The organism is Luteibacter sp. 329MFSha (assembly GCF_900111665.1).
Lineage (GTDB): Bacteria > Pseudomonadota > Gammaproteobacteria > Xanthomonadales > Rhodanobacteraceae > Luteibacter.
The window spans coordinates 1673970-1697219 of the sequence record NZ_FOJE01000001.1; the positions used below are offsets into that span (position 1 = coordinate 1673970).

Sequence of the window (23250 nt, forward strand, 5' to 3'; positions counted from 1 at the left end):
GACCTCTCCTGAAACCACCACGGACGTGGCGCGATGGCGACCATCCGTCGCCGTAACCGAACACAAGGGCTCCACCGCATCGGCCGGGGCGATGGCCGCGACCTGCCTCCCGGCGGTGAAAAACCCCGCAAATGACTGCCCATTCTACGTTTTGCCTTCACGCCGCCGCAACCTGCCTCAGCCGGGTGCCAGGCGCCTCGGACCGGCCCCTTCGACCGCCAGCCGATCTTCCGGATTGGCGAGGGCGCAGGCCTTGAGGGACAGGCAGCCGCAGCCGATGCAACCGGTCAGCCGGTCCCTCAGTTCGGTCAGCTGGGCGATCCGCTCCTCCAGCTCCGCACGCCAGGCGGCGGACATCGTGGCCCAGTCCTCCACCGAGGGCGTGCGCTGGTCCGGCAGGCATGCGAGCGCCTGACGGACCGATTCCAGCGGCATGCCGACGCGCTGGGCGACCCGGATGACCGCGATCCGGCGGAGCACATCCGCCGCGTAGCGTCGCTGGTTCCCGGCCGTCCTGAGACTGCGGATCAACCCCTTGCGCTCATAGAAATGGAGAGCGGACACCGAGACCCCGGCGCGCTTCGCCACCTCGCCCACGCTGAATTCCCTCATCGCTTGACCTGAACATTAGTTGAGGTTGCATCGTGCCCCTTCCGGAGTCGATGGGCAACCGTGCGAGACTCCCCCTCCCCCAAGGAACCCGAATGAACGTGGGCACGTCCGATCCAGACCTCCTCGCCAACGCCGGTGCCGCCCGCGCTCCGGGCATCCTCTCGCCTCCCTACCGGGCCGCGACGGTCGGCATGGTCGCGTTGATCTCTCTGATCGCCTTCGAGGCGCTGGCGGTGACGACGGCCATGCCGACCGTCGCCCGTGAGCTCGACGGCCTGCGCGCCTACGCACTCGCGTTCGGCGGCGTCCTCGCGACGAGCGTGATCGGCATGACCCTGTCCGGCCGCTGGAGCGACAGGAAGGGGCCGGCGCCCGCGATGTGGACGGGGTTGGCCGGCTTCGTGATCGGGCTGCTCATCGCCGGCTTCGCCCGCGACATGCCGACGCTGCTCATCGGCCGGCTGGTCCAGGGCCTCGGCGCCGGCTGTCTCTCGCCCGCGCTGTACGTCATCGTCGGGCGCCTATATCCGGACGCACTGCGGCCGAAGGTCTTCGCAGCCTTCTCCGCGGGATGGGTCGTCCCTGCCCTGATCGGCCCTGCCGTCAGCGGCGCGATCGTCGAGCACGTCGGCTGGCGCTGGGTATTCCTGGGCGTGCCGCTTCTCGCGGTGCCGGCCGCGGTCGCCCTGCGCGGTGCGCTGCGATCGCTCGCGTCCCCGGAGGGCGCGGCCGTGGACGCACCCGGCCGCATGGGGTACTCGATCGGGGCGGCGGTCGGCGCCTGCCTGCTCTTCGTCGCGGGCCAGGAACAGGGGTGGCGCGTCGCGGCCATTCTCTTGCCGGCCCTGGCCCTGCTCCTTTTCTGCGGCCGTCGTCTTCTGCCGGCCGGTACGCTTCGCGCCGCGCGCGGGCTTCCGGCCGTCGTCGCGCTGCGAGGTGTCGCCGCGTCCGCGTTCTTCGGCACGGAGGCCTTCCTGCCCCTCGCGTTCTCGACTCAGCACGGCCTCTCGCCGATGTGGGCGGGCGTCGCGATCAGCGTCGGCGCGATCGGCTGGTTCTCCGGCTCCTGGTACCAGGGGCACTACGCGAAGGTATCGCGGCGGACGCTGCTCGTGCGCGGCACGGCGCTCATGGTGATCGGCAGCACGATCGCCGCGCTCTGCACGTTCGCGTGGATGCCGGTGATCGCTTCCGTCGCGGGATGGCTGCTGACCGGTCTCGGCATGGGCATGCTCTACGGCACCGTCGCGGTGCTCGCGCTGTCGATGTCGGAGGAACACGAACAGGGCAGGAACAGTTCGGCGTTGCAGCTGTGCGAATCGCTGATGGTCGCGACCACGCTCGCCATCGGCGGCTCGTTGTTCGCCGCGCTGCTCACGACATCGCACACCGCGGCCTTCGCCGCGAACTTCGCGATCACCGTGCTGCTCGCGGTGCTCGGCACCGTGGTGGCGCGGCGCGCGGTCACCTGAGCGCCGTCGACCTCGGGCCCGCGTGTTTCGCGATGGTGCTCCAGAACCAAGGATGCCCCTGACTCCGAATCAACACACATGCGCGCACACATGCCAGGGCGGCATGGCATCGGACCGACAGCCTTGCATCGCTAAACTAGCGCGCCACGCAGTTTGCCTGCGGTGCAACCGCTGGAAAGGGTTGGTAGGCTAGGAGCGAACACATGGAAGAGACGCGAGCAATGAATGCCGACGACATCGATGAGATCCGCGCGAACATTTCGAAGACCATGGCCGAGACGATGAAAATCGGCGCCGAAACCGCGAAGATTCAGGCAGAGTCCCGTTACTACCCGGTCGTCGCCTTCGGCGCGATCATCGTCAGCGCCGTCGGCGCCGCCACCGCCATCATCGTCAAGCTTTTCTTTTACGCGGATTCGTAAGGGATGGTGCGAGAGGCGGGACTCGAACCCGCACGGGTTGCCCCGTCAGAACCTAAATCTGGTGCGTCTACCAATTCCGCCACTCTCGCGCGCCGCGCCATTCTAGGCGCGTGGGCCGCACCGGTCCACTGCGCCGGCTGGCGGCAGCGTCAGGCCCGGCAACCCGCCAGAAGATCCAGATCCGGCTTGTAGAGCGTCGTCCTCACGTCGAAGAAGCCCAGCAACGTGTGGAACAGATTGTCCTGGCTCGCGGGCTGGGTGCGGCGCCGCTCCATGCAGTCCAGGCGCACGGCGCTGTCGCGCACCCAGCCGGGAGAAAGCCACATCAGCATCGGCACATGCTTCTGCTGGCTGGGCGCCGTGTCCCAGTCCGCGCCGTGCAGGTAGATGTCGTGCTCGCCGAGCGATTCGCCGTGGTCGGAGAGGTACATCATCGCGCTGTCGACGTCGGGCACCGCCTTGAGGGTGTCCACGACGCGCCCGAGGATGTGATCCGTGTAGAGGATCGTGTTGTCGTAGCTCGCCACCGCCTGCGCGTACGTGCAGGTCTGGACCTCGCCCGTATCGCAGCCAGGGCCGAACACATTGAACGCCGCCGGATAGCGCTGAAAGTAATCCGGACCATGACTGCCCTTCAGGTGCAGCACCAGCAGTGCCGGCGAGCGCATGCGGGCGAGGCGTGCCGGAAGGTCGGTCAAGAGGACATCGTCGAAGCAGCCCTCGGCGTCGCACAGGCCCGCGACCCTGGCGTTGGTGAGGTCGTCGTTCGGTACGCGAGCGCACACGTCCTTGCAGCCTTCGTCGTTGTCGCGCCAGAAGACGTCGACGCCGGCGTGCTGGAGCACGTCCAGCGCGTTCCAGTGCGATTTGGCGACCGGCTTGTCGAACTTCGCACGCGTCATGTCCGAGAACATGCAGGGCACCGAGATCGTCGTCGCCGTGCCGCACGACCAGGTATCGCTGAAATAAATGGCGCCGGCGCGCTTCATCTCCGGATTCGTCTCGCGCCCGTATCCCTGCAGCGACTGATTCTCCGCCCTCGCCGTCTCGCCCACCACGAGCACGACGACGCGCTTGCGGTCGCCGGTCTGCGGCGCGAGCGTCGCGTCGGTGCCGATCGGCGTCATGCTGCGCTTCGGACGGAAGACGTCGCGCTGCAGGTAATGAAAGGTGCCGCTGAGCGCCGCATACGGATTGAACACTTCGTACAACGCGCGATGGTTGCGCTCGAAGTACACGTAGTTGCGGCCGGCCAGCATCGACGGCACCACCATCAGCAACGCGGCGCCAAGCACGATGGCGACACGCTGACCGAGGCTGCGCCACATCGGCGGAAAACGCACCGGCACAAGGAGGACGAGCACCGCCGGCAGCACGCCGAACGCGAGCATCCAGCCGACGGAGCCGAACGTGACCAGCGCGAGCGCTTCCGCGCGCTGCGTCTCGAAGATGCTCTGGATGATTTCTTCGTTGAGGTGCACGCCGAACGCGTCGGCGTAGTAAGCGCTCGCGGCCGCGACGAGGATGAGCAACGCGAGGATGGGCTTGCCGATGCGCGGCCACGTCACCAGGGCGAGGGTCAGCACCAGGTTCCCGACGAGCCGACAGCAAACGGTCACACTCAGCAGCCAGAATCCTGGGGTGCCGCGCGATGCGGCCAGCGCGTCATGGACCTGCGTCCACAGCTCCCGGTTGAGCACCGTGAGCATGTAGAGGGCCACGATGGCCCCGAGCGCCCAGGCGGGCACGCCGCGCCGCGCGGCGCGCATACGGCTTCGCCCTGCCGACAGGACGGGCGAATGGGTGTGGATCGACATCGGGCAACTCGTTCGCCCGGCGCGTTCGCGGGCAGGTCAAAGGCGTGGAATCAAGGGGCCATCATGGGCTCGCACGCCTTTCCGGGAACTGTCCTGCGCCCGTGCGTATCCGCCTCAAAAAGAAAAGGCGCTCAGGTTTCCCTGAGCGCCTTCGAATTGGTGGGCCGTGTAAGATTCGAACTTACGACCAATTGATTAAGAGTCAACTGCTCTACCAACTGAGCTAACGGCCCGTTTGAAACTTGCGTTGTAAGTGGGGTGGACGATGGGACTCGAACCCACGACATCCGGAATCACAATCCGGTACTCTAACCAGCTGAGCTACGCCCACCATAAAACACCATCTGGCGCGCCCGACAGGAATCGAACCTGCAACCGTCGGCTTAGAAGGCCGATGCTCTATCCGGTTGAGCTACAGGCGCAGGCACTGTACGTAGAACGCCAATTGGTCGGGGCAGAGGGATTCGAACCCCCGACATCCAGCTCCCAAAGCTGGCGCTCTACCAGACTGAGCTATACCCCGAACTTCAAGCACCATCCCGATTTACCGGGGTGTAGCCTTCAAATGTTACGGGTCAAACTCAAGCCCGTCAATCCGTATGAACACACCACACTTTCAACTACCGCGACCGAAGCGTTACCGCCGCGGCCTTGCTTAAAGATGGTGCGCCCGGAGAGATTCGAACTCCCGACCACCAAGTTCGTAGCCTGGTACTCTATCCAACTGAGCTACGGGCGCACACTTTAAACCTTTGACCCGGTGACTAATGCCGTGAAGCGCTAGCGCCGTGCCGAGAAGCGGAATTATTCAGATATCGAGGGTGTGCGTCAACACTTTTCTGAAACTTTTTTTTTCGCGGATGTAACAAGCGTTGCGAATAGCCGTCCGAATGGATCGATTCGGATGCTCGCGATTGCCTCGAGGTCATCGCGAGCGTGCCCGCTGTCGCGGTATCGCCGATGCGATCGGCTCCCACCGGGTTGAGGCGAGCTCGCCCCCGTAACGAAGAAGGGCGGCCCGTGGCCGCCCTTCCCGTTTACAGCTGCGTGGCCGGCTTACCGACCTTGTCCGGCGCGGAGCCGGCGTCACCGCGCGGGGGCGGCGGCGGGGTCGGACCCGGCTTCTGCCAGTCGGCCGGCGGTCCCGGCTCGCGACCGTTCATGATGTCGTCGATCTGGCGTGCGTCGATCGTTTCGTACTGCAGCAGCGCGTCGGCCATCACGTGCAGCTTGTCGATGTTGGTGGTGAGCAGGTCCTTGCTGCGCGCGTAAGCGCGATCGAGGATCGTGCGCACCACTTCGTCGATCTTGCGCGCCGTCTCGTTGGAGACGCTCTTGTGCTGCGTCACGGAGCGGCCGATGAAGACCTCGTCTTCCTCCTCGCCGTACGTGACCGGACCCAGTTCGTCGGACAGGCCCCACTTGGTGGCCATGTTGCGGGCCATCTTCGTGGCGCGCTCGATGTCGTTCGAGGCGCCCGTCGTGACCTTGTCGTGACCGAAGATCAGTTCTTCCGCCACGCGACCGCCGTACAGCGAGCACAGCTGCGATTCGATGGCGACCTTGTTCATGCTGTAACGGTCGCCCTCGGGCAGGTACATCGTCACGCCCAGCGCGCGGCCGCGCGGGATGATGGTGACCTTGTAGACGGGGTCGTGTTCCGGCACCAGGCGGCCGATGATCGCGTGGCCCGCCTCGTGATACGCCGTCAGCCGCTTCTCTTCGTCGTTCATGGCCATCGAGCGGCGCTCGGTGCCCATCAGGATCTTGTCGCGCGCACGGTCGAGGTGGCTCATGCGCACTTCGCGGGCGTTCTCACGCGCGGCGAACAACGCGGCCTCGTTCACGAGGTTCGCCAGGTCGGCACCCGAGAAGCCGGGCGTGCCGCGCGCGATCGTCATCGGTTCGACGTCCGTCGCGGTGGGCACCTTGCGCATGTGCACCTTGAGGATCTGCTCACGGCCCTTCACGTCCGGCAGGCCGACCACGACCTGGCGGTCGAAACGGCCCGGGCGCAAGAGCGCGGGGTCGAGCACGTCGGGACGGTTCGTCGCCGCGATGACGATGATGCCCTCGGTGCCTTCGAAACCGTCCATCTCGACGAGCAGCTGGTTGAGCGTCTGCTCGCGCTCGTCGTGACCGCCGCCCATGCCGGCGCCGCGATGACGGCCGACGGCGTCGATCTCGTCGATGAAGATGATGCAGGGCGCGTGCTTCTTCGCCTGCTCGAACATGTCGCGCACGCGGCTCGCGCCGACGCCCACGAACATCTCGACGAAGTCGGAACCGGAGATCGAGAAGAACGGCACCTTGGCCTCGCCCGCGATCGCTTTGGCGAGCAGGGTCTTGCCGGTACCGGGCGGGCCGACCATCAGCACGCCGCGCGGAATCTTGCCTCCCAGCTTCTGGAACTTGCCGGGATCGCGGAGGAATTCGACGAGCTCGCCGACCTCTTCCTTGGCTTCGTCGCAGCCGGCGACGTCCGTGAAATTGACCTTGACCTGGTCTTCGCCCTGCAGCTTGGCGCGCGAGCGACCGAAGCTCATGGCGCCGCGGCCGCCGGAGCCCGCCTGCATCTGGCGCATGAACCAGATCAGCACCGCCACGAAGATGATGATGGGCAGCCAGTTGAAGACGAGGCCCAGCAGCGAGAAGCCGTTGTCGGCGGGCTCCTGGCGAAGCTCGACGCCCTTGTCGCGCATCTGCTTGACCAGGTCGCTCGTGGACAGGCCCACCACCGGCACCACGGTGCGATAGGAGCCGCCGTCCTTCAGCTTGCCGGTGATCGTGGGCGGTGCCGTCGAGGTGATCGTGCCGCTCGCGACGTTGCCGTTGTCCACCTGCTGCGCGAAGGTCGTGTAGGACATGTCCTGCGACGAGCCGCTATGCGGGTTGAAGGTCTGGAACACGGTCAGCAGGACCACCGCGATGATCAGCCAGAGCAACAGGTTTTTTGCCATCTCGTTCATGCGCGGTTCTCGCCAGGTTGCCGGGACGCGGACTTCAGGCCGGTCGCCAGCGCATAGACCTCTCGCGAACGGGCGCGGGAGGCCTTCGGTTTACGCATCGTCACGCGACTGAAGTCCGCGCGCAAGTTCTTCAGGTACTCGTCGAACCCCGCCCCCTGGAACAGTTTCACCAGGAACGACCCGCCCGGCTTCAGCCAGTCGAGGCTGAACTGACGGGCCAGGTCGCAAAGGTCCATGGCGCGGATCTGGTCGGCGAGTGCCACACCGGACATATTGGGGGCCATGTCCGACAGGACAAGATCGACCTTCTGGCCTCCGAGCATCGCTTCGAGCTCTCGAAGCACCGATTCTTCGCGGAAGTCGCCCTGCATGAATTCCACGCCGGCGAGGCTGGCCATGGGGAGGATGTCCAGGGCGATCACCTTGCCGGTGTCGCCGAGCCGCTGGCGGGCCAGCTGGGACCAGCCGCCGGGGGCGGCGCCGAGGTCGACGATCGTCATGCCGGGCTTCAGCAGCCGGTCGCGGTCGATCAGCTCCTCCAGCTTGAAGACGGCGCGGGAGCGCATGCCCTCCGCCTGGGCCTTCTTGACGTAGGGATCGTCGAAATGCTCCCGCAGCCAACGGGAACTGCTCTTGCTGCGTGCCATGGGCTTTCGACCATCGATAAGTAAGGTGCCGGCCGTTGATGATACCCTTTGCCGCCTGTCAGCCGCACATCGAACCTGAACGCAATGTCGCTCTCCCCTACACAGCGCCGTTACCTGCGCAGCCTCGCCCACGACCTTCGCCCGGTGATCCTCCTCGGCAACAAGGGCGCCACCGAGGCCGTGGCCAAGGAACTGGGCCAGGCCCTGGACATCCACGAGCTCGTCAAGGTGAAGCTCTCCGGGGGCGACAAGGACGAGCGCCAGGCGCAGATCGCCTTCCTCACCGGCCAGACGGGCGCCGAAAACGTCCAGGAAATCGGCCACATCGTCGTCCTGTTCCGCCGGAACGAGCAGGACCCGAAGCTCGCCCTGCCCCGCTGAGCCCATGGATCTCTCGTTCGAGCACCAGGGCGAGTACCTCTTCGTGCGGCGGGTCGGGCCGTCGACGGTCACGATCGTCGACCGCGACTTCCACAAGAGCCTGCTGGTCACGCCGAACGAGGTGGTCGAGGACTGGCCGGTCACCGACGCCGCCCAGCTAAGCCTGACCGACGTCGAGACCATCGCGGCCCTGAAGCCCGAGGTCGTGCTGCTGGGCACCGGTGAGCGCCAGGTCTTCCCGCCGGCCGAGGTCATGGCTGCGTTCCTGCGCCGCGGCATCGGCATCGAAGCCATGACCAACGGCTCGGCCGCCCGCACCTACAGCCTCCTGGCCGCGGAGGGCCGGAAGGTCCTGGCGGCCTTCATCCTGCCCTGAGATACCTCTCCATGCGCATCCTCGTCCTCGGCGCCGGCGGAACCGGTGGTTACTTCGGCGGACGACTTGCCGAGGCGGGTATCGACACGACGTTCCTCGTCCGCCCGGAACGCGCGCGCACGCTGGACGACAAGGGACTGGTGATCCGCAGCCCGTTCGGCGACGCGAACCTGCGCGTGAAGCACGTCACCGCGGACACCGTCGGGGATGCCGGGTCCTTCGACCTCGTCCTCCTCTCGTGCAAGGCCTACGACCTGCACTCCGCGATCGAAGCGATCGATCCGGCCGTGGGCGACGGCACCGCCATCCTTCCGATCCTCAATGGTCTGGCGCACTACCCCTCGCTCGACCGCCGCTTCGGACCCGACCGCATCATCGGCGGCATGTGCGTGATCAGTGCGGGCAAGGGCCCGGACGGCGAGATCGTCCATTACGGCAACGGCGCCTCGATCACCTTCGGCGAACGCGACGGCGCCACGCACGGCGGACGCTGCGACGCCATCGCGGCGACGCTCGCCAGCGCACGGATCGACCACACGCACGCCGAGGACATCCACCGCGACCTCTGGGCCAAGTTCACCTTCCTCGCCACCCTGGCGGGGGCAACTTGCCTGTTCCGCGGCAGCGTCGGCGACATCATCGCCACCGACGACGGCCGGCTGCTCGTCGAGCGCATGTACGAGGAGTGCCTCGGCGTGGCTCGCGCCTGCGGCCATCCAGTACCCGACAAGGCGCGTTCGTTCGCCTGGAAGACGCTGACCCAGGAAGGCTCGCCGCTCACGGCGTCGATGCTGCGCGACCTGGAATCGGGCCAGCGCATCGAAGGCGACCACATCGTCGGCGACATGCTCCGCCGCGCGCGCGACGCCGACGTGCCTGCGCCCCTGTTGCAGGTCGCGCTGACGCACCTGCAGGCCTACGAGGCGCGCAAGGCCCGCGGCGGGCTCTGAGTCGCCCGCCGGGTTATTTCGGCGGCAGGTATTGCAGCGGATCGACCGGGTTGCCGTCGCGACGGATCTGGAACTGGAGTTCGTCGCGGGTGGCCCCGGACGAGCCCATCTCGGCCACCGTCTGACCGGCCTTCACCTTCTCGCCTTCCTTTACCAGGCGCTTGCGGTTGTGCCCGTACGCGGAGAGGAAGCTGTCGCTGTGCTTGATGATCACGAGTTCGCCGTAGCCGACGAGACCGTTGCCGCTGTACACCACGACGCCATCTGCCGCGGCGCGGATCGGATCGCCCGCCTTGCCGCCGACCTCGATGCCGGGGATCGCGTCGCCCGACGAGAACTTCTTGATGAGCGCACCATCGGCCGGCCAGCGCCAGGTGATGCCACCCGCGCTACGCGTGGCGCCACTGGCGACGATCGGCGTGGACGCCGGCGGATTCTCGACCGGCGGAGGCGGCTGCGTCGCGGGCGCCGAGGGCGCGGGCGGCGGCGGGACCACCGATTCGGCCGGCTTGCCGGCGACGACGACGGGCGTGTTCGTGGTGGTCGCCGGCGCGGGAGCCGACACGACGGCCGGCGGCGGTGCGCTCTCCGCCTCGGTCACGGGCGCGAAGCCCGGCTGCGCGCCGGCTGGCGGTGGCGCCGCATGGGGCGCAGGCGTAGCTGACGGAGGCGGCGTCGCGGCCACGACCGGTGCCGGCGTCGCCGCGTGCGACGCGCGGCCCGGCGGCGACAGACGCAGCTCCTGGCCGGGCCAGATCGTGTAAGGCGAGGCGATGCCGTTCCAGCTGGCGAGGTCGCGGAAGTCGACCTTGTTGCGGAAGGCGATGCTGTAGAGCGTATCGCCCTTGCTGACGCGATAGCTGCCGCCCGGTGGGGGCGGCGGCGTGGCGGCGCGGGCCGGTTGATACGACCCCGGGCTTCGGGTCACCACGACGGAACTGCGCTCGATGCCGCAACCGCTCAGGACGAGGACGGCCGCCAGGGTGGCGGCCAGCGGCAGCGCTCGGGTCATGAGCATCGCGGATCTCCTTTCACGGTCACTCATCGCAACAGGAACCACCAGGCGGCCAGCAGGACGATGGCTACGATAACAGCCCACCCTATCCATTCGATGTGTTTGCGCAGCATCTGCTCCGCGCGTTCACCGAAGATGCGCACCAGCAGCGCCAGCAGCCAGACGCGCTTGCCACGGCCGATGAGCATGCACAGCAGGAACGGCAGCAGCGGCACGCCGACGATGCCGGCGGCCCAGGTGACGAACTTCATCGGCACGACAGGCTGGAGCGCGGCCATCGCGAGGACGATGTACAGGCCGAGCGCATGCGCCTGCATGTCTTTCTGCAGGTTCTCCACGCCCTTCAGGATCGGCGCGAGCAGGTGCAGCGAGTCGAGCAACGGCTTCAGCGCCTCGAAGGCGAAATGCCCCAGCGCGTAACCGACCACGGAGCCCAGCAGCGAAAATAGCAGGCTCCAGTTGGCGAAACGGAACGCCTTGCGCGGCTCGGCGAGCATCATCGGCGCCAGCATCACCTCCGGCATCACCGGAAAGATGAAGGCTTCGACGAAGGAAAGGCCGGCGAGATAGCGCACCGCATGGCGATGGCGTGCCCAGGTGATGGCGCGCTCGTAGAGCGAAGCGAACAGCCGCATTCAGCGGTTTTCCTTATGAGGGGACGGCATCAGCCGATGCCGCCGAGTAGCGGGACGAAACTCACGGCGCCAAGGTCTTCGCGCAGCACCTCGCCGTTGGCCTCCTTGCGCAGGCGGATGAGCACCTGCTGGCTGGGACTGCCGACGGGCGCCACGAGCACGCCCCCGGGCTTCAGCTGGTCGAGTAGCTTCGCCGGGACGCGGTCGCCCGCGGCGGTGAGGATGATCCCGTCGAAGGGCGCATCCGATTCCCAGCCCAGCTTGCCGTCGTCGTGACGCGAGCGGAGGTTCTCGATGCCGAGCTGACGGAAGCGGCGACGTGCCTGGCGCAGGAGTTCCTCGATGCGCTCGACGGTGTAGACCGTCGGGACGACGCCCGCCAGCACGGCGGCCTGGTAACCGGAACCGGTGCCGATCTCCAGCACCCGTTCGGGCACGCCGTGCTCGATCAGGGCTTCGGTCATGCGCGCGACGATCCATGGCTGGGAGATCGTCTGGCCGTGGCCGATCGGCAACGCGGTGTTCTCGTAGGCGCGCGAATGCAGCGCCTGGTCGATGAAGTGGTGGCGCGGCAACTGGCGGATGACCTCGAGCACGCGCTCGTCGCGGATGCCCTCCTCGGCGAGCCGCGCCACGAGGCGGTCGCGCGCGCGCTGCGAGGTCATGCCTTCGCCGCGCAGCGCCGATGGTGGAAGCGCATGGAGGTTCACCACGTCAGGCGGCCTCCTCGTTGCCCATGCCGGGGGTCAACGAAAGCATCCAGCTGCCGACCTTCTCCAGCGCCTGCACGCGCGTGAGGTCGGTGTGGATCGGGGTCACCGAGACGTAGCCGCGGCGCACCGCGTCGAAATCGGTACCCGGGCCGTCGTCGTCGATCTCGCCCGGCGGCCCGATCCACCACATCTCGCGGCCGCGTGGGTCGTGCGCGCGGATGGCCGGCGCGGAACGATGGCGCTTGCCGAGGCGCGTGACCTCGAAGCCGCGAATCTCGCCCCACGGAAGATCGGGCACGTTGACGTTGAGGATCGTGTCGGCCGGCAGCGGATCGACGATCAGGCGGCGCATCAGCATCAGCACGGCGCTGGCGGCCGAAGCGTAATGACGGCCCGAATCCTCGCGCGTCACGAGCGAGACGGCGATGGCCGGCAGGCCGAGGAAGCGCCCTTCCATCGCGGCGGACACCGTGCCGGAATAGATGACGTCGTCCCCCAGATTGGAGACGCTGTTGATACCCGAGACCACGATGTCGGTGTCGTGATCGAGCAGCCCGGACAGCGCGAGATGGACGCAGTCCGTCGGCGTACCGGCGACGCGGTACGCGCCGTTGTCGAGACGTTTCACGCGGATCGGCGCGTCGAGGGTAAGCGAGTTGCTCGCGCCGGAACGATCGCGATCGGGGGCGACCACGGTCACCGTACCGAACTCGGCCAGACGCTCGGCCAGCACCTGGATGCCAGGAGCCTCCACGCCGTCGTCGTTGCTAACCAGAACTTGCATGCTGATCCAGATCGAAAAACGGGTGCGGCGGTCCCATCGTGAGGGAACCGCCCGACCGCCCAAGTCTACCGGACCGGCCCACGGGATTCACGACGACCACGTCTCGCGGCCATCGCGACCCGGGACACCGTTACGCCGATCCGGCGCATCCCGTAGGATCACGCTCATGACGCGACGCCCGCCGAAAATCCACGAGGACGATAGCCGGCTCTTCCGCGAGGCGATCGGCGACGTACGTCCGGTGACGACGAGCCACGCGCCGCCGGAGCGGCCGCGGCCCGAGCCTCATCCGCACATGCGCGACGCCGACGAAGCGGCCGTGCCCGCCGAATCGATGCTCTTCGACTACGATCCGGCGGATCTCGAGGTCGGCGAGGAACTGTCGTTCCTGCGCGACGGGTACCCACCAAAACTCCTCAAGCAGCTCAAGCGTGGCCAGTTCAGCATCCAGGCCGACGTCGATCTCCATCAGATGAATGCGGCCGCCGCGCAACTGACGATCGCGGAGTTCCTGGCGGAGTGCCGCCACGACGGCCTCCGCTGCGTACGGATCATCCACGGCAAGGGACTCCGCTCGAAGGCGGCGGGGCCGGTGTTGAAGGGGCTGACCGATCGACTGCTGCGGCGTCGCGACGATGTCGTGGCGTTCGCGTCGGCGCGACCGATGCAGGGCGGCACCGGCGCTGTGGTGGTGTTGCTGAAGGGGTGAGTGCTCCAGGAGGAACGGCATCACCGGCTTCGGGCCCGCTTTCGCGGGATCGCCGATACGATCGGCTCCCACCCTTCGTATCGACCTGGCTACCGAAGGAGTGGGAGCCGATCGTATCGGCGACAGGCGCTAGAGGGTCGCGGCGACCTCGCGCAGCACAGTCGTGGCGTACGCGCCCGCCGGCAGACCGAACGCGACTTCGAGCGCACCGTTGTCGAGCCAGCGCCAGGCGAGGTCGCGCGGACGCAGGCGCAGCGCCCTGCGCTCCTGGTCCATGCGCGCCCCGGCGAGGCCTTTCGCGAGATCCTCGTCGCGAGCGGCGACCGCGCGTTCCAGTTCACCAGCCGCGCCACCTGCCGGCGTATCGCCGCTGCCCCACAACGGTCCCGACGGATGGATGTCGAAACGGGCGAGACGCTCGGCGAGCGTCACGTCGAACGCTTCCGGACCGAACCACGAGCGGGAACCTTCCAGCGACCAGATCTCGCCGTCCATCGGCGAATCCCACCGCCCCGCCGCGACACGCTCGGCCAGCACGCCGTTGAAGATGTGGGACCGCGCCGCGGAGAGCAGGATTGAGCGCTTGTCGCGATCGACGCGGCGGCCGGCGAACATGGCCTTCGCCTGCGCGACGTTGTTCCCGCCCAGGCCGAACCGCTGCTCGCCGAAATAATTCGGCACGCCACGCGCCGCGATAGCCGCCAGACGACCTTCCGCTTCGTCGCGGTCGCCTTCCACCTCGCGCAGCACCAGCACGAAGCGGTTGCCGCGCAGCGCGCCGCGTTTGATCTTGCGCGAATGACGCGCCGACGAAAGGATCGTCACACCCTCGGCCGGGAACGCGGACCAGTCCGGATCCGCCTTGCCGGGCAGGTGCACGGTGAACACCTGCCGGGTCACGGCGTGCCGGTCCTTCATGCCGGCGTAGCCGACATTCATCGCCTGGACGCCGGCGAACTTCGCCAGCTCGCGAGCCACCCACTCCGTGTTCGCCCCGCGCTTCTCCACCACGAGGAAGGCATGCTCGCCCGTGCCGTCGGCCTCGTAGCCCGACACCTCTTCGACGAAGAAATCGTCGGGCGTCGAACGCAGGCGGCCTTTCAGCGGTGGCGCGCCGAAAGCGAAGGGAAGTTCGTTGTCGCTCATGGATAGACCTACAGCAGGAACAGCGTGGCGAGACCGAGGAAGATGAAGAAACCGCCGCTATCGGTCATGGCGGTGATGAGCACGCTGGAGCCAAGCGCGGGATCGCGGCCGAGCTTGACCATCAGCATCGGGATACCGACGCCCATGAACGCGGCCAGCAGAAGGTTCAGCGTCATCGCGGCGGTCATCACGAGGCCGAGCGACACGCTGCCGTAGAGCAGCCACGCGACGATGCCGATCGCGCCACCCCAGACGATGCCGTTGACGAGGGAGACGCCCAACTCCTTGCGCCACAGGCGTTTGGCCTGCGACACGCCGACCTGTTCGAGCGCCATCGCGCGCACGATCATGGTGATGGTCTGGTTGCCCGAATTGCCGCCGATACCCGCGACGATCGGCATCAGCGCGGCGAGCGCCACCAGCTTCTCGATCGAGTGCTCGAACAGGCCGATCACGCGCGAGGCGATGAACGCGGTGACGAGGTTGATCGCCAGCCACGCCCAGCGGTTGCGCACCGACTTCCACACGGAGGCGAAGATGTCTTCTTCCTCGCGCAGACCGCCACGCGACAGCGCCTCGGTCTCGCTTTCCTCGCGGATGAAATCGAGCATCGCGTCCACCGCGATACGCCCGATGAGGCGCTGCTGCGAGTCGACGACCGGCGCCGTGACGAGGTCGTAACGTTCGAATGCCTGCGCCACGTCGTACGCGTCATCCTCGGGCCGGAACGTGTTCACGTCCGGCGCCATGATCTCGTGGACCATCTTCTCTGGCGAATTGACCAGCAGCCAGTGCAGCGGAAGCACGCCCGTCAGCACGCTCTCGGCATTGACCACGAAGAGCTTGTCCGTCTGCGCGGGAAGTTCCTCGAACCGGCGCAGGTAGCGCAGCACCACTTCGAGGCTGATGTCCTCGCGGATGGTGACCATGTCGAAGTCCATCAGCGCGCCGACCTGGTCGTCCTCGTAGGACATCGCGGCCTGCACGCGTTCGCGTTCCGTCGCGTCGAGGCTCGCCATCAGTTCCGGCAGCACCTCGGTCGGCAGGTCGTCGACGAGATCGGCGAGTTCGTCCGCGTCCAGCGGCTCGACCGCCGCGAGGATCTCGCGGTCGTCCATGTCCGCGATCAGCGATTCGCGGACGGAGTCCGAGACTTCGAGGAGGATCTCGCCGTCGCGATCGGAGCGCACGCGCTGCCAGACCGCGAGTCGATCTTCGAGCGGCAGCGATTCGAGGACGTCGGCGAGGTCCGCGGGATGCAGTTCGTCGAGGCGCGCCTGGAGCTCCGCGTCGGTGGCTTCGAGCGCGGCGTCGTCGCCGTCCGGCGCACCGCCCGCGAACTCGAGCAGGCCTTCACGACGGCGCAGCAACTCCGTGATGGCCTCGAGCCTGTCGTGCAGGCGTGGCGTCGAGGCCCGCGGTTCGTTCTCGCTCATGCGCGCAGCACCAGCACCGTCGCGAGCGCCGCGATGCCTTCGCGGCGCCCCGTGAAGCCGAGCGTCTCGGTGGTGGTGGCCTTGATGCTGATGCGGTCGATGTCCACACCGAGGTCGTCGGCGACGATCGTGCGCATGGCATGCGCGTGCGGGCCGACCTTCGGCGCCTCGCAGATCACCGTGATGTCGGCGTTGCCGAGCTCGTAACCGCGCTCCGCCAGCATGGCGGCGACCTCGCGCACGAACACGCGGCTGTCGGCACCGCGCCACTTCTCGTCCGACGGGGGAAAGTGCTTGCCGATGTCGCCGAGCGCGAGCGCGCCGAGCAGCGCGTCGCAGAGCGCGTGCAGCACGACGTCACCGTCCGAGTGCGCCAGCACGCCCTGCCCGTGCGGCACGCGCACGCCGCCCAGCATGACGTGGTCGCCTTCGCCGAACGCGTGGACGTCGAATCCCTGGCCGATGCGCATTACCGTGTCCTCTCCAGCAGGAATTCCGCCAGCGCGAAATCCGCCGGCGTCGTGACCTTGATGTTGTCTTCCGATCCTTCCACCAGGAGCGGCGCGATGCCCGCCCGCTCCATGGCCATCGCCTCGTCGCTCACCACGATACCCGCGCCGGCGGCAAGGCGGAGTGCACGGGTCAGCTCGCCACGCCGGAACATCTGCGGCGTGAAGGCCCGCCAGCGACCTTCGCGCGGTTCGGTGGCGACGCTGTGACAGCCCGCGTCGGCGCGCTTGAGCGTGTCGCGCAAGGGCGCTCCCAGCAGGCCGCCGTCACGCTGCGAGGCGTCCTCGATCAATCGCGTGATGTCGGCCGCGCGCACGCACGGACGCGCGGCGTCGTGCACCAGGACGAATGCCTCGTCGGGCACGGACGCGGGCAGCGCCAGCAGCCCGGCCAGCACGGAGTCGCTGCGTTCGCCGCCCCCGGTCGCGGTGCGCAGCGGTTTGCCGCCGACCGCCTCGACGCCCTCGAACGCGGTATCGCCCGCCGCCAGCGCGACGACGATCCCGGCGATGCGCGGATGGGCCGCCAGTCGCTCGAGCGTGTGCCGGATCATCGGCTTGCCGCCGATCGGCTGGTATTGCTTCGGCCGGTCGCCGCCGGCCCGGACGCCGCGACCGGCGGCCGGAATCACACACCAGAGCGCGTCCATCACTGGTCGCCGGCGGTGACGGGCGGCGGAGGCGGCGGCGCGCTCGTCGCGGCGCCCGGCTCCACCACCTGATAGAACGTTTCGCCCGGTTTCACGAGCCCCAGCTCCTGACGCGCGCGCGCTTCCGTCGCCTGTTCGCCGTGCTTGAGGTCTTCGACGTCGGCGGCGAGCGCCTGGTTACGCTTCTGCAGCCCCTCGTTCTCCTCGGTCTGTTTCGCGACCGAGGCACGCAGCGATTCGACCTCGGCGACGCCCCCACCGCCGACCCACAGCTTCAGCTGCAGCGCGATGAGGACGACGACGAGGATCAGTCCGATCCAGCGCAGGATGGCCGCGTTGCTCAAGACAAGGCTCAGCCAGGCAGCTTGGACAGGTTCGGGAACGCGTTGCGACCGGCGTACGTCGCCTTCGCGCCGAGGGCTTCCTCGATGCGCAGCAGCTGGTTGTACTTGGCCACGCGATCCGTGCGGCAGAGCGAACCGGTCTTGATCTGCGTCGCGGTGGTGGCCACGGCGATGTCGGAGATCGTGGTGTCCTCGGTTTCGCCGGAGCGGTGCGAGACGATCGCGGCGTACTTCGCGCGGTGGGCCATCGCGATGGCTTCGAGCGTCTCGGACAGCGTGCCGATCTGGTTGACCTTGATCAGGATGGCGTTGGCGATCTTCTTGTCGATGCCTTCCTGGAAGATCTTCGGATTGGTCACGAACAGATCGTCGCCGACGAGCTGGATGCCGCCGTCCACGACCTTCGTGAGGTGCGCCCAGCCGTCCCAGTCGCCCTCGGCCATGCCGTCCTCGATCGTGACGATCGGATACTGCTTCGCCCACGACGCCAGCGTGTCGACCCACTGCTCCGGCGTGAACACCTTGCCCTCGCCTTCGAGGTCGTACTTGCCGTTCTTGAAGAATTCCGAACTGGCGACGTCGAGTCCGAGGAGGATGTCGCTACCGACCTTGTAGCCGGCCTTGTTCACGGCTTCGAGGATCGTGTCGAGCGCCTCGACGTTCGACTTCAGGTTCGGCGCGAAGCCGCCCTCGTCGCCCACCGCCGTGTTGAGGCCGCGGTCCTTCAGCACCGCCTTCAGCGCGTGGAAGATCTCGGCGCCGTAGCGCAGCGCCTCCGCGAAGCTCGGCGCGCCGACCGGCAGCACCATGAACTCCTGGACGTCGACGTTGTTGTCCGCGTGGGCGCCGCCGTTGATGATGTTCATCATCGGCACCGGCAGCGAACCGCCGCCGTCGACCATCAGGTACTGCCACAGGGCCTGCTTCTTCGACGCGGCCACGGCGTGCGCGGCGGCCATCGACACGCCGAGCAGCGCGTTCGCGCCGAGCTTGCCCTTGTTGTCCGTGCCGTCGAGGGCGATGAGCTTGTCGTCGAGGCCCTTCTGGTCGGCCGCGTCGTAGCCCGCGAGCGCCTTCGCGATCTCGCCGTTGACGTTGGCGACCGCCTTCGTCACGCCCTTGCCGCCGTAGCGGCCCTTGTCGCCGTCGCGCAGTTCGACGGCCTCGCGCGTGCCGGTCGAGGCGCCGCTGGGAACGGCCGCGCGGCCGAACGAACCGTCGGCGAGGGTGACCTCGGCTTCGAGGGTCGGATTGCCGCGGGAATCGAGGATTTCGCGGGCGTGGATCTTGGTGATGGACGTGGTCATGCGGTTCCCGTTACGAGTTGGAATGACTGAAGAAGGTACCGACCAGCACGAGGCCGGCGGTCCCGACGAGGATGAGCGTGTTGAGCCCGAAGCCGATCGCGCCGAACGTGCGGCGGCGATCCTGCCTGCGCAGGGCGATGAAGCCGAGCACCAGGCCGACGAGCGATAGGATGAGGAAGGCGCAGATGACGAGCCCGATGACGCCGAACACCGGCAGGTGCTGGTCCGACTCGCCCGACGCGATCATGAGCGCGGAAAAGCCGATGCCGGCGACGACGACGAGGCCGGAGACGATGGCGATGACGAACGACGCGATGCCGTGACCCGACTGCGGCAGACGCGCCGCACGCTGGCGCCCCGCGCCCGCGTCGTGGATCCCGTTGTCGTCGCTCATCCAGCCCGTCTCCCCGGGGCACGTGGCCCCACCGTTGGCATGGCCGGCGCAGGCGCGCCGGATCCCGTCAATCATACCGTTCCCGGGAGCGATCGGACGCCGCTCCCGGTGCGGCGTCTTACGCCGCGGACTCTTCGGAGCGGACGGCGAGCTTCTCGCCCTCGCGGACCGCCTTGTACTCGCGCGCGGCGCGCACGAAGCCGATGAACAGCGGATGGCCTTCGCGCGGCGTGGAGGTGAACTCCGGATGCGCCTGGCAACCGAGGAACCACGGGTGGACCTGGCGCGGCAGCTCGACGATCTCCACCAGCAGGTCGTCCATCGACTTGCCCGAGATCACGAGGCCGAGGTCTTCGAACGACTGGCGGTAGCGATTGTTGAACTCGTAGCGGTGACGGTGACGCTCGCGCACGACGTCCTCGCCGTAGAGCTCGCGGGCCAGCGTGCCGGACTTCAGACGGCATTCCTGCGCGCCGAGGCGCATGGTGCCGCCGAGATCGGAGCGCTCGCTGCGCACTTCGGTCTCGCCCGTGGCCGTGGTCCATTCGGTGATCAGCGCGATGACCGGATCCGGCGTGTTGCGGTCGTTCTCGCTCGAATCCGCCTGCGTCAGGCCGGCGGTGTTCCGCGCGAACTCAACGACCGCGGCGTGCATGCCGTAGCAGATGCCGAAATACGGCACGCCGGCTTCGCGGGCGAACTGCGCGGCGAGGATCTTGCCCTCGAAGCCGCGCTTGCCGAAGCCGCCGGGCACGAGGATCGCGTCCGCGCCGCCGAGCACCGCGCGGGCGCCGCGCGCCTCGACGTCCTCGGAATCGACCCATTCCAGATTGACGCGCGTCGACTGCTTGATGCCGCCGTGACGCAGCGCTTCGCCAAGCGACTTGTAGGCGTCCTTGTGCTCGACGTACTTGCCGACGATCGCGACGGTGATCTCGTCGCGCGGATGCTCCACGGCCTCGACCGTGCGCGTCCAGCTCGTGAGATCGGCCGGACCGGCGTCGAGGCCGAGGCGCTTGATGACGAGCTCGTCGAGGCCCTGCTCGTGCAGCCACATCGGCAGCTTGTAGATGACGTCGACGTCGACCGTGCTGATGACGGCGTTCTTCGGCACGTTGGTGAACAGCGCGATCTTGTGGCGCTCGCCGTCGGGCAGCGGCTCTTCGCAGCGGCACAGGAGGACGTCGGGCTGGATACCGATCGAGCGCAGCTCCTTCACGGAGTGCTGCGTCGGCTTCGTCTTGATCTCGCCCGCGGCCTTGATGAACGGCACGAGCGTGAGGTGCACGAACATGCACTTCTCGGGGCCGTGCTCGATGCGCAGCTGACGGATGGCCTCGAGGAACGGCAGCGATTCGATGTCGCCGACGGTGCCGCCGATCTCGACCAGCGCGACGTCGAAGCCGCGGGTGGCCTCGTGGATGGAGTGCTTGATCTCGTCGGTGATGTGCGGGATCACCTGCACGGTGGCGCCGAGGTAGTCGCCGCGGCGCTCCTTGCGGATCACCGATTCGTAGATCTTGCCGGCGGTGATCGAATTCTTGCCCGTCAGGCGCGTGCGGACGAAACGCTCGTAGTGGCCGAGGTCGAGGTCGGTCTCCGCGCCGTCGTCGGTGACGTACACCTCGCCGTGCTGGAAGGGACTCATGGTGCCCGGATCCACGTTGATGTACGGATCGAGCTTCATCATGGTCACGGAAAGACCGCGCGCCTCGAGAATGGACGCAAGCGAAGCCGCTGCGATGCCTTTCCCGAGGGAAGACACCACACCGCCGGTGACGAAAATCAGGGGAGTCATGCGAGCAGCCAGTGCTGGAAATTTGTATTTTACCTAAGTGTGCGGCGGCCCGCGAGTAGCGGGGCGCGTGGACGTGGGGGTCGGGGGATGGGAAGCGGGGGCGCAAGTACGATCGCCCGAGGGGGCCGCAGGCGTCCGGAACGCGCACCGCCAGCGCGAAGTCGCCCGCGCCCTCAACCGCCCGCCGCGCTCGCACCCCCATTTCCCTTCCCCCGCCCCCGCTTCCCGTACCATTGCGCCATGAGCCCTTCCCCCATCCCCGCCCGCCTCCAGGCCTTGCGCGCCGCCATGGCACGCGAAGGCGTCGCCGCCGTCGTCGTGCCGACCGCCGACCCCCACCTCTCCGAATACCTGCCGGCCCGCTGGCAGGCCCGGGAGTGGTACTCGGGCTTCACCGGTTCGGCCGGCACGCTGGTCGTCACGGCCGATGGCGGCGGACTGTGGACCGACTCGCGCTATTTCTCGCAGGCCGAGGCCGAACTGGCCGGCAGCGGGCTCGTCCTCATGAAGCTGAACGTGGCGCACACGCCGGAGCACGTGGCGTGGCTGGCGGAGCGGTTCGGCGAGGGCGACACCATCGCCATCGCCGGGGACAGCCTCTCGGTCGCGGGCGCCGAGGGCCTCGAGAAGCGCCTCGGTCCCACCGGCGCCCGCCTGCGCACCGACCTCGACCTCGCCGGCTCGGCGTGGGCCGATCGCCCCGCGCCGCCTTCGGCGGCCGTTTTCGCCCATGCGGCGCCGTTCGCGGCCATCGGGCGCGCGGACAAGCTCCGCCACGTCCGCAGCGCGATGCGCCGCGCCGGCGCCACCCATCACCTGCTCTCCAGCCTCGACGACATCGCCTGGCTGACGAACCTGCGCGGTGCCGACGTCGACTTCAATCCGGTCTTCGTGGCCCACCTGCTGGTCGGCGAGACGGCGGCGACGCTGTTCATCGACGCGGCCAAGGTGCCGGCGGACGTCAGGACGGCGCTCGCCGCCGATGGGATCGCGCTGGCCGATTACGGCACCGCCGCCTCCGCCATCGCCGCCCTGCCCGACGAGGCGGCCCTGATGTACGACCCCGTGCGCGTCGTCGTCGCTCTGCTGGAAGGCCTGCCGGTGGGCGTCACCTCCCTCCGGGCCGCGAGCCCGTCGACCGCGCAGAAGGCGCGCAAGACGCCGGAGGAGCTGGACCACATCCGCGACGTGATGCGCCGGGATGGCGCGGCGCTCGTGCGCGCCTTCCGCCGGATCGAAACCGGCCTGGCCGCTGGCGAGCCCCTCACGGAACTCGACGTGGACACGATCGTCCGCGATGCGCGTGCCGCCCAGACGGGCTTTGTCGGCGAGAGTTTCTCCACCATCGCCGGCTACCAGGCGAACGGCGCGCTGCCGCACTATCGCGCCACGCCAGCCGGCTTCAGCCCGCTGGCCGCGCGCGGTTTGCTCCTGGTCGATTCGGGCGGCCAGTATCTGGGCGGCACCACCGACATCACGCGCGTGCTCGCCCTCGGCCCGGTGACCGACGAGCAGCGGCGAGACTCCACGCTGGTGCTCAAGGGCATGATCGCCCTGTCACGGGCCCGTTTTCCCAAGGGCGCGAGCGGCCCGCAGCTCGACGCGCTGGCGCGCGCGCCGCTGTGGGCCGCGGGCATGGACTTCGGCCATGGCACCGGACACGGCGTGGGTTACTTCCTGAACGTGCACGAAGGTCCGCACGGGATCCGGCCACCGGTGGCGGGTGGCGCGCTCGTTCCGCTGGAGACGGGCATGATCACCTCGATCGAACCGGGTCTCTACAAACCGGGCCGTTACGGCATCCGCCACGAGAACCTGGCCGTGGTGACGCAGGCGGACAGCACCGAGTTCGGCGAGTTCTACGCCTTCGAGACCCTCACGCTCTGCCCGTTCGACCGACGCGGCCTCGAGCCCCGCCTGCTCGAACCGTCCGAGCGCGCGTGGCTGGACGATTACCACGCCACCGTACGAGCCGCCCTGTCGCCCCTGCTCGACGGCGCGGACCGCGAATGGCTGGAGTGGCACTGCGCTCCCTTGTGAAACCGTGCGGGAAATCGCCGATACGATCGGCTCCCACCCTCTGGTAGCAGCGTCTCTACCAAAGGGTGGGAGCCGATCGTATCGGCGATCCGGCGCCGCGTCGCGTCTCATCGCCTGATACGCA

General features: G+C 68.0%; 23 protein-coding genes and 6 tRNA genes. 7 read left to right on the forward strand and 22 right to left on the reverse strand.

The window, feature by feature from the left end:
* Positions 1-177: 177 nt before the first annotated feature.
* Positions 178-612, reverse strand: a complete 435-nt coding sequence (gene soxR / locus BMW54_RS07435; RefSeq protein WP_090054265.1) for a redox-sensitive transcriptional activator SoxR — start codon at positions 610-612, stop codon at positions 178-180.
* Between the two features lie 92 nt (positions 613-704).
* On the opposite strand from soxR, the gene BMW54_RS07440 reads away from it, so the two are divergent.
* Both BMW54_RS07440 and BMW54_RS07445 read left to right on the forward strand, forming a co-directional pair.
* Positions 705-2084, forward strand: a complete 1380-nt coding sequence (locus BMW54_RS07440) for an MFS transporter (RefSeq protein WP_090054267.1) — start codon at positions 705-707, stop codon at positions 2082-2084.
* 203 nt (positions 2085-2287) lie between these two features.
* The gene (locus BMW54_RS07445) at positions 2288-2506 is read left to right on the forward strand and encodes a hypothetical protein (protein WP_139206063.1); all 219 of its coding nucleotides are present in this window, start codon (positions 2288-2290) and stop codon (positions 2504-2506) included.
* A gap of 4 nt (positions 2507-2510) precedes the next feature.
* Here BMW54_RS07445 and BMW54_RS07450 read toward each other — a convergent pair.
* The 9 genes from BMW54_RS07450 to rlmE all read right to left on the reverse strand — a co-directional run bounded on the left by BMW54_RS07450 (position 2511) and on the right by rlmE (position 7939).
* Positions 2511-2595 (reverse strand) — tRNA-Leu (locus BMW54_RS07450).
* Positions 2596-2655: 60 nt separating this feature from the next.
* Complete coding sequence (locus tag BMW54_RS07455; RefSeq protein WP_090054270.1) at positions 2656-4323, reverse strand: phosphoethanolamine transferase; 1668 nt, start codon at positions 4321-4323, stop codon at positions 2656-2658.
* 157 nt (positions 4324-4480) lie between these two features.
* Positions 4481-4556: transfer RNA gene (locus BMW54_RS07460), tRNA-Lys, on the reverse strand.
* Between the two features lie 21 nt (positions 4557-4577).
* Positions 4578-4654, reverse strand: a tRNA-His gene (locus BMW54_RS07465).
* Positions 4655-4668: 14 nt separating this feature from the next.
* Positions 4669-4745 (reverse strand) — tRNA-Arg (locus BMW54_RS07470).
* 24 nt (positions 4746-4769) lie between these two features.
* Positions 4770-4846, reverse strand: a tRNA-Pro gene (locus BMW54_RS07475).
* Between the two features lie 139 nt (positions 4847-4985).
* A tRNA-Arg gene (locus tag BMW54_RS07480) sits at positions 4986-5062 on the reverse strand.
* A gap of 298 nt (positions 5063-5360) precedes the next feature.
* Complete coding sequence (gene ftsH, locus BMW54_RS07485; RefSeq protein ID WP_175472802.1) at positions 5361-7292, reverse strand: ATP-dependent zinc metalloprotease FtsH; 1932 nt, start codon at positions 7290-7292, stop codon at positions 5361-5363.
* Positions 7289-7939: a 23S rRNA (uridine(2552)-2'-O)-methyltransferase RlmE gene (gene rlmE / locus BMW54_RS07490; RefSeq protein ID WP_090054272.1), complete on the reverse strand. Its 651-nt coding sequence runs from the start codon at positions 7937-7939 to the stop codon at positions 7289-7291. Before rlmE ends, ftsH begins: the two co-directional genes overlap by 4 nt.
* An 84-nt stretch (positions 7940-8023) precedes the next feature.
* Here rlmE and BMW54_RS07495 point away from each other — a divergent pair, with 84 nt between their 5' ends.
* From BMW54_RS07495 to panE, 3 genes are read left to right on the forward strand one after another with little or no spacing between them, the layout of a single operon-like run.
* Complete coding sequence (locus tag BMW54_RS07495; RefSeq protein WP_090054274.1) at positions 8024-8320, forward strand: YhbY family RNA-binding protein; 297 nt, start codon at positions 8024-8026, stop codon at positions 8318-8320.
* Positions 8321-8324: 4 nt separating this feature from the next.
* Positions 8325-8696 carry an Mth938-like domain-containing protein gene (locus BMW54_RS07500; protein ID WP_090054276.1) on the forward strand — a complete coding sequence of 124 codons (372 nt, stop codon included), beginning with the start codon at positions 8325-8327 and terminating at the stop codon, positions 8694-8696.
* 11 nt (positions 8697-8707) lie between these two features.
* Entirely contained in the window at positions 8708-9646 is a 939-nt protein-coding gene (panE, locus tag BMW54_RS07505; protein WP_090054278.1) for a 2-dehydropantoate 2-reductase, read from the forward strand.
* Between the two features lie 13 nt (positions 9647-9659).
* Here the strand turns inward: panE and BMW54_RS07510 are convergent, their stop codons facing one another.
* From BMW54_RS07510 to surE, 4 genes are read right to left on the reverse strand one after another with little or no spacing between them, the layout of a single operon-like run.
* Positions 9660-10658 (reverse strand): peptidoglycan DD-metalloendopeptidase family protein, encoded by a 999-nt coding sequence (locus tag BMW54_RS07510; protein ID WP_090055802.1) that lies wholly within the window; start codon positions 10656-10658, stop codon positions 9660-9662.
* A gap of 29 nt (positions 10659-10687) precedes the next feature.
* Positions 10688-11296, reverse strand: a complete 609-nt coding sequence (locus tag BMW54_RS07515) for a YqaA family protein (RefSeq protein ID WP_090054279.1) — start codon at positions 11294-11296, stop codon at positions 10688-10690.
* 29 nt (positions 11297-11325) lie between these two features.
* Entirely contained in the window at positions 11326-12006 is a 681-nt protein-coding gene (locus tag BMW54_RS07520; RefSeq protein WP_254779251.1) for a protein-L-isoaspartate(D-aspartate) O-methyltransferase, read from the reverse strand.
* Positions 12007-12010: 4 nt separating this feature from the next.
* Positions 12011-12793, reverse strand: coding sequence for a 5'/3'-nucleotidase SurE (gene surE / locus BMW54_RS07525; RefSeq protein WP_090054281.1), 783 nt, complete (start codon positions 12791-12793; stop codon positions 12011-12013).
* A gap of 166 nt (positions 12794-12959) precedes the next feature.
* Between surE and BMW54_RS07530 the strand changes: the two genes are divergently transcribed.
* Positions 12960-13502 carry a Smr/MutS family protein gene (locus BMW54_RS07530; protein ID WP_090054283.1) on the forward strand — a complete coding sequence of 181 codons (543 nt, stop codon included), beginning with the start codon at positions 12960-12962 and terminating at the stop codon, positions 13500-13502.
* Positions 13503-13631: 129 nt separating this feature from the next.
* Here BMW54_RS07530 and truD read toward each other — a convergent pair whose 3' ends face one another.
* The 8 genes from truD to BMW54_RS07570 form a co-directional block, all read right to left on the reverse strand.
* Positions 13632-14648 (reverse strand): tRNA pseudouridine(13) synthase TruD, encoded by a 1017-nt coding sequence (gene truD / locus BMW54_RS07535; protein ID WP_090054286.1) that lies wholly within the window; start codon positions 14646-14648, stop codon positions 13632-13634.
* Between the two features lie 8 nt (positions 14649-14656).
* Entirely contained in the window at positions 14657-16084 is a 1428-nt protein-coding gene (gene mgtE / locus BMW54_RS07540; RefSeq protein WP_090054288.1) for a magnesium transporter, read from the reverse strand.
* On the reverse strand, positions 16081-16554 hold the full coding sequence (gene ispF / locus BMW54_RS07545) for a 2-C-methyl-D-erythritol 2,4-cyclodiphosphate synthase (protein WP_090054290.1): 474 nt from the start codon (positions 16552-16554) through the stop codon (positions 16081-16083). Before ispF ends, mgtE begins: the two co-directional genes overlap by 4 nt.
* Positions 16554-17243 (reverse strand): 2-C-methyl-D-erythritol 4-phosphate cytidylyltransferase, encoded by a 690-nt coding sequence (gene ispD, locus BMW54_RS07550; RefSeq protein WP_090054292.1) that lies wholly within the window; start codon positions 17241-17243, stop codon positions 16554-16556. Before ispD ends, ispF begins: the two co-directional genes overlap by 1 nt.
* Entirely contained in the window at positions 17243-17572 is a 330-nt protein-coding gene (ftsB, locus tag BMW54_RS07555; RefSeq protein WP_090055805.1) for a cell division protein FtsB, read from the reverse strand. Before ftsB ends, ispD begins: the two co-directional genes overlap by 1 nt.
* Before the next feature lie 23 nt (positions 17573-17595).
* Complete coding sequence (gene eno, locus BMW54_RS07560) at positions 17596-18894, reverse strand: phosphopyruvate hydratase (protein ID WP_090054294.1); 1299 nt, start codon at positions 18892-18894, stop codon at positions 17596-17598.
* Between the two features lie 10 nt (positions 18895-18904).
* Complete coding sequence (locus BMW54_RS07565) at positions 18905-19288, reverse strand: hypothetical protein (protein WP_090054296.1); 384 nt, start codon at positions 19286-19288, stop codon at positions 18905-18907.
* Between the two features lie 118 nt (positions 19289-19406).
* Positions 19407-21086, reverse strand: a complete 1680-nt coding sequence (locus BMW54_RS07570; RefSeq protein ID WP_090054299.1) for a CTP synthase — start codon at positions 21084-21086, stop codon at positions 19407-19409.
* Positions 21087-21326: 240 nt separating this feature from the next.
* Here BMW54_RS07570 and BMW54_RS07575 point away from each other — a divergent pair, with 240 nt between their 5' ends.
* Complete coding sequence (locus BMW54_RS07575; RefSeq protein WP_090054301.1) at positions 21327-23126, forward strand: aminopeptidase P family protein; 1800 nt, start codon at positions 21327-21329, stop codon at positions 23124-23126.
* Positions 23127-23250: the final 124 nt, after the last annotated feature.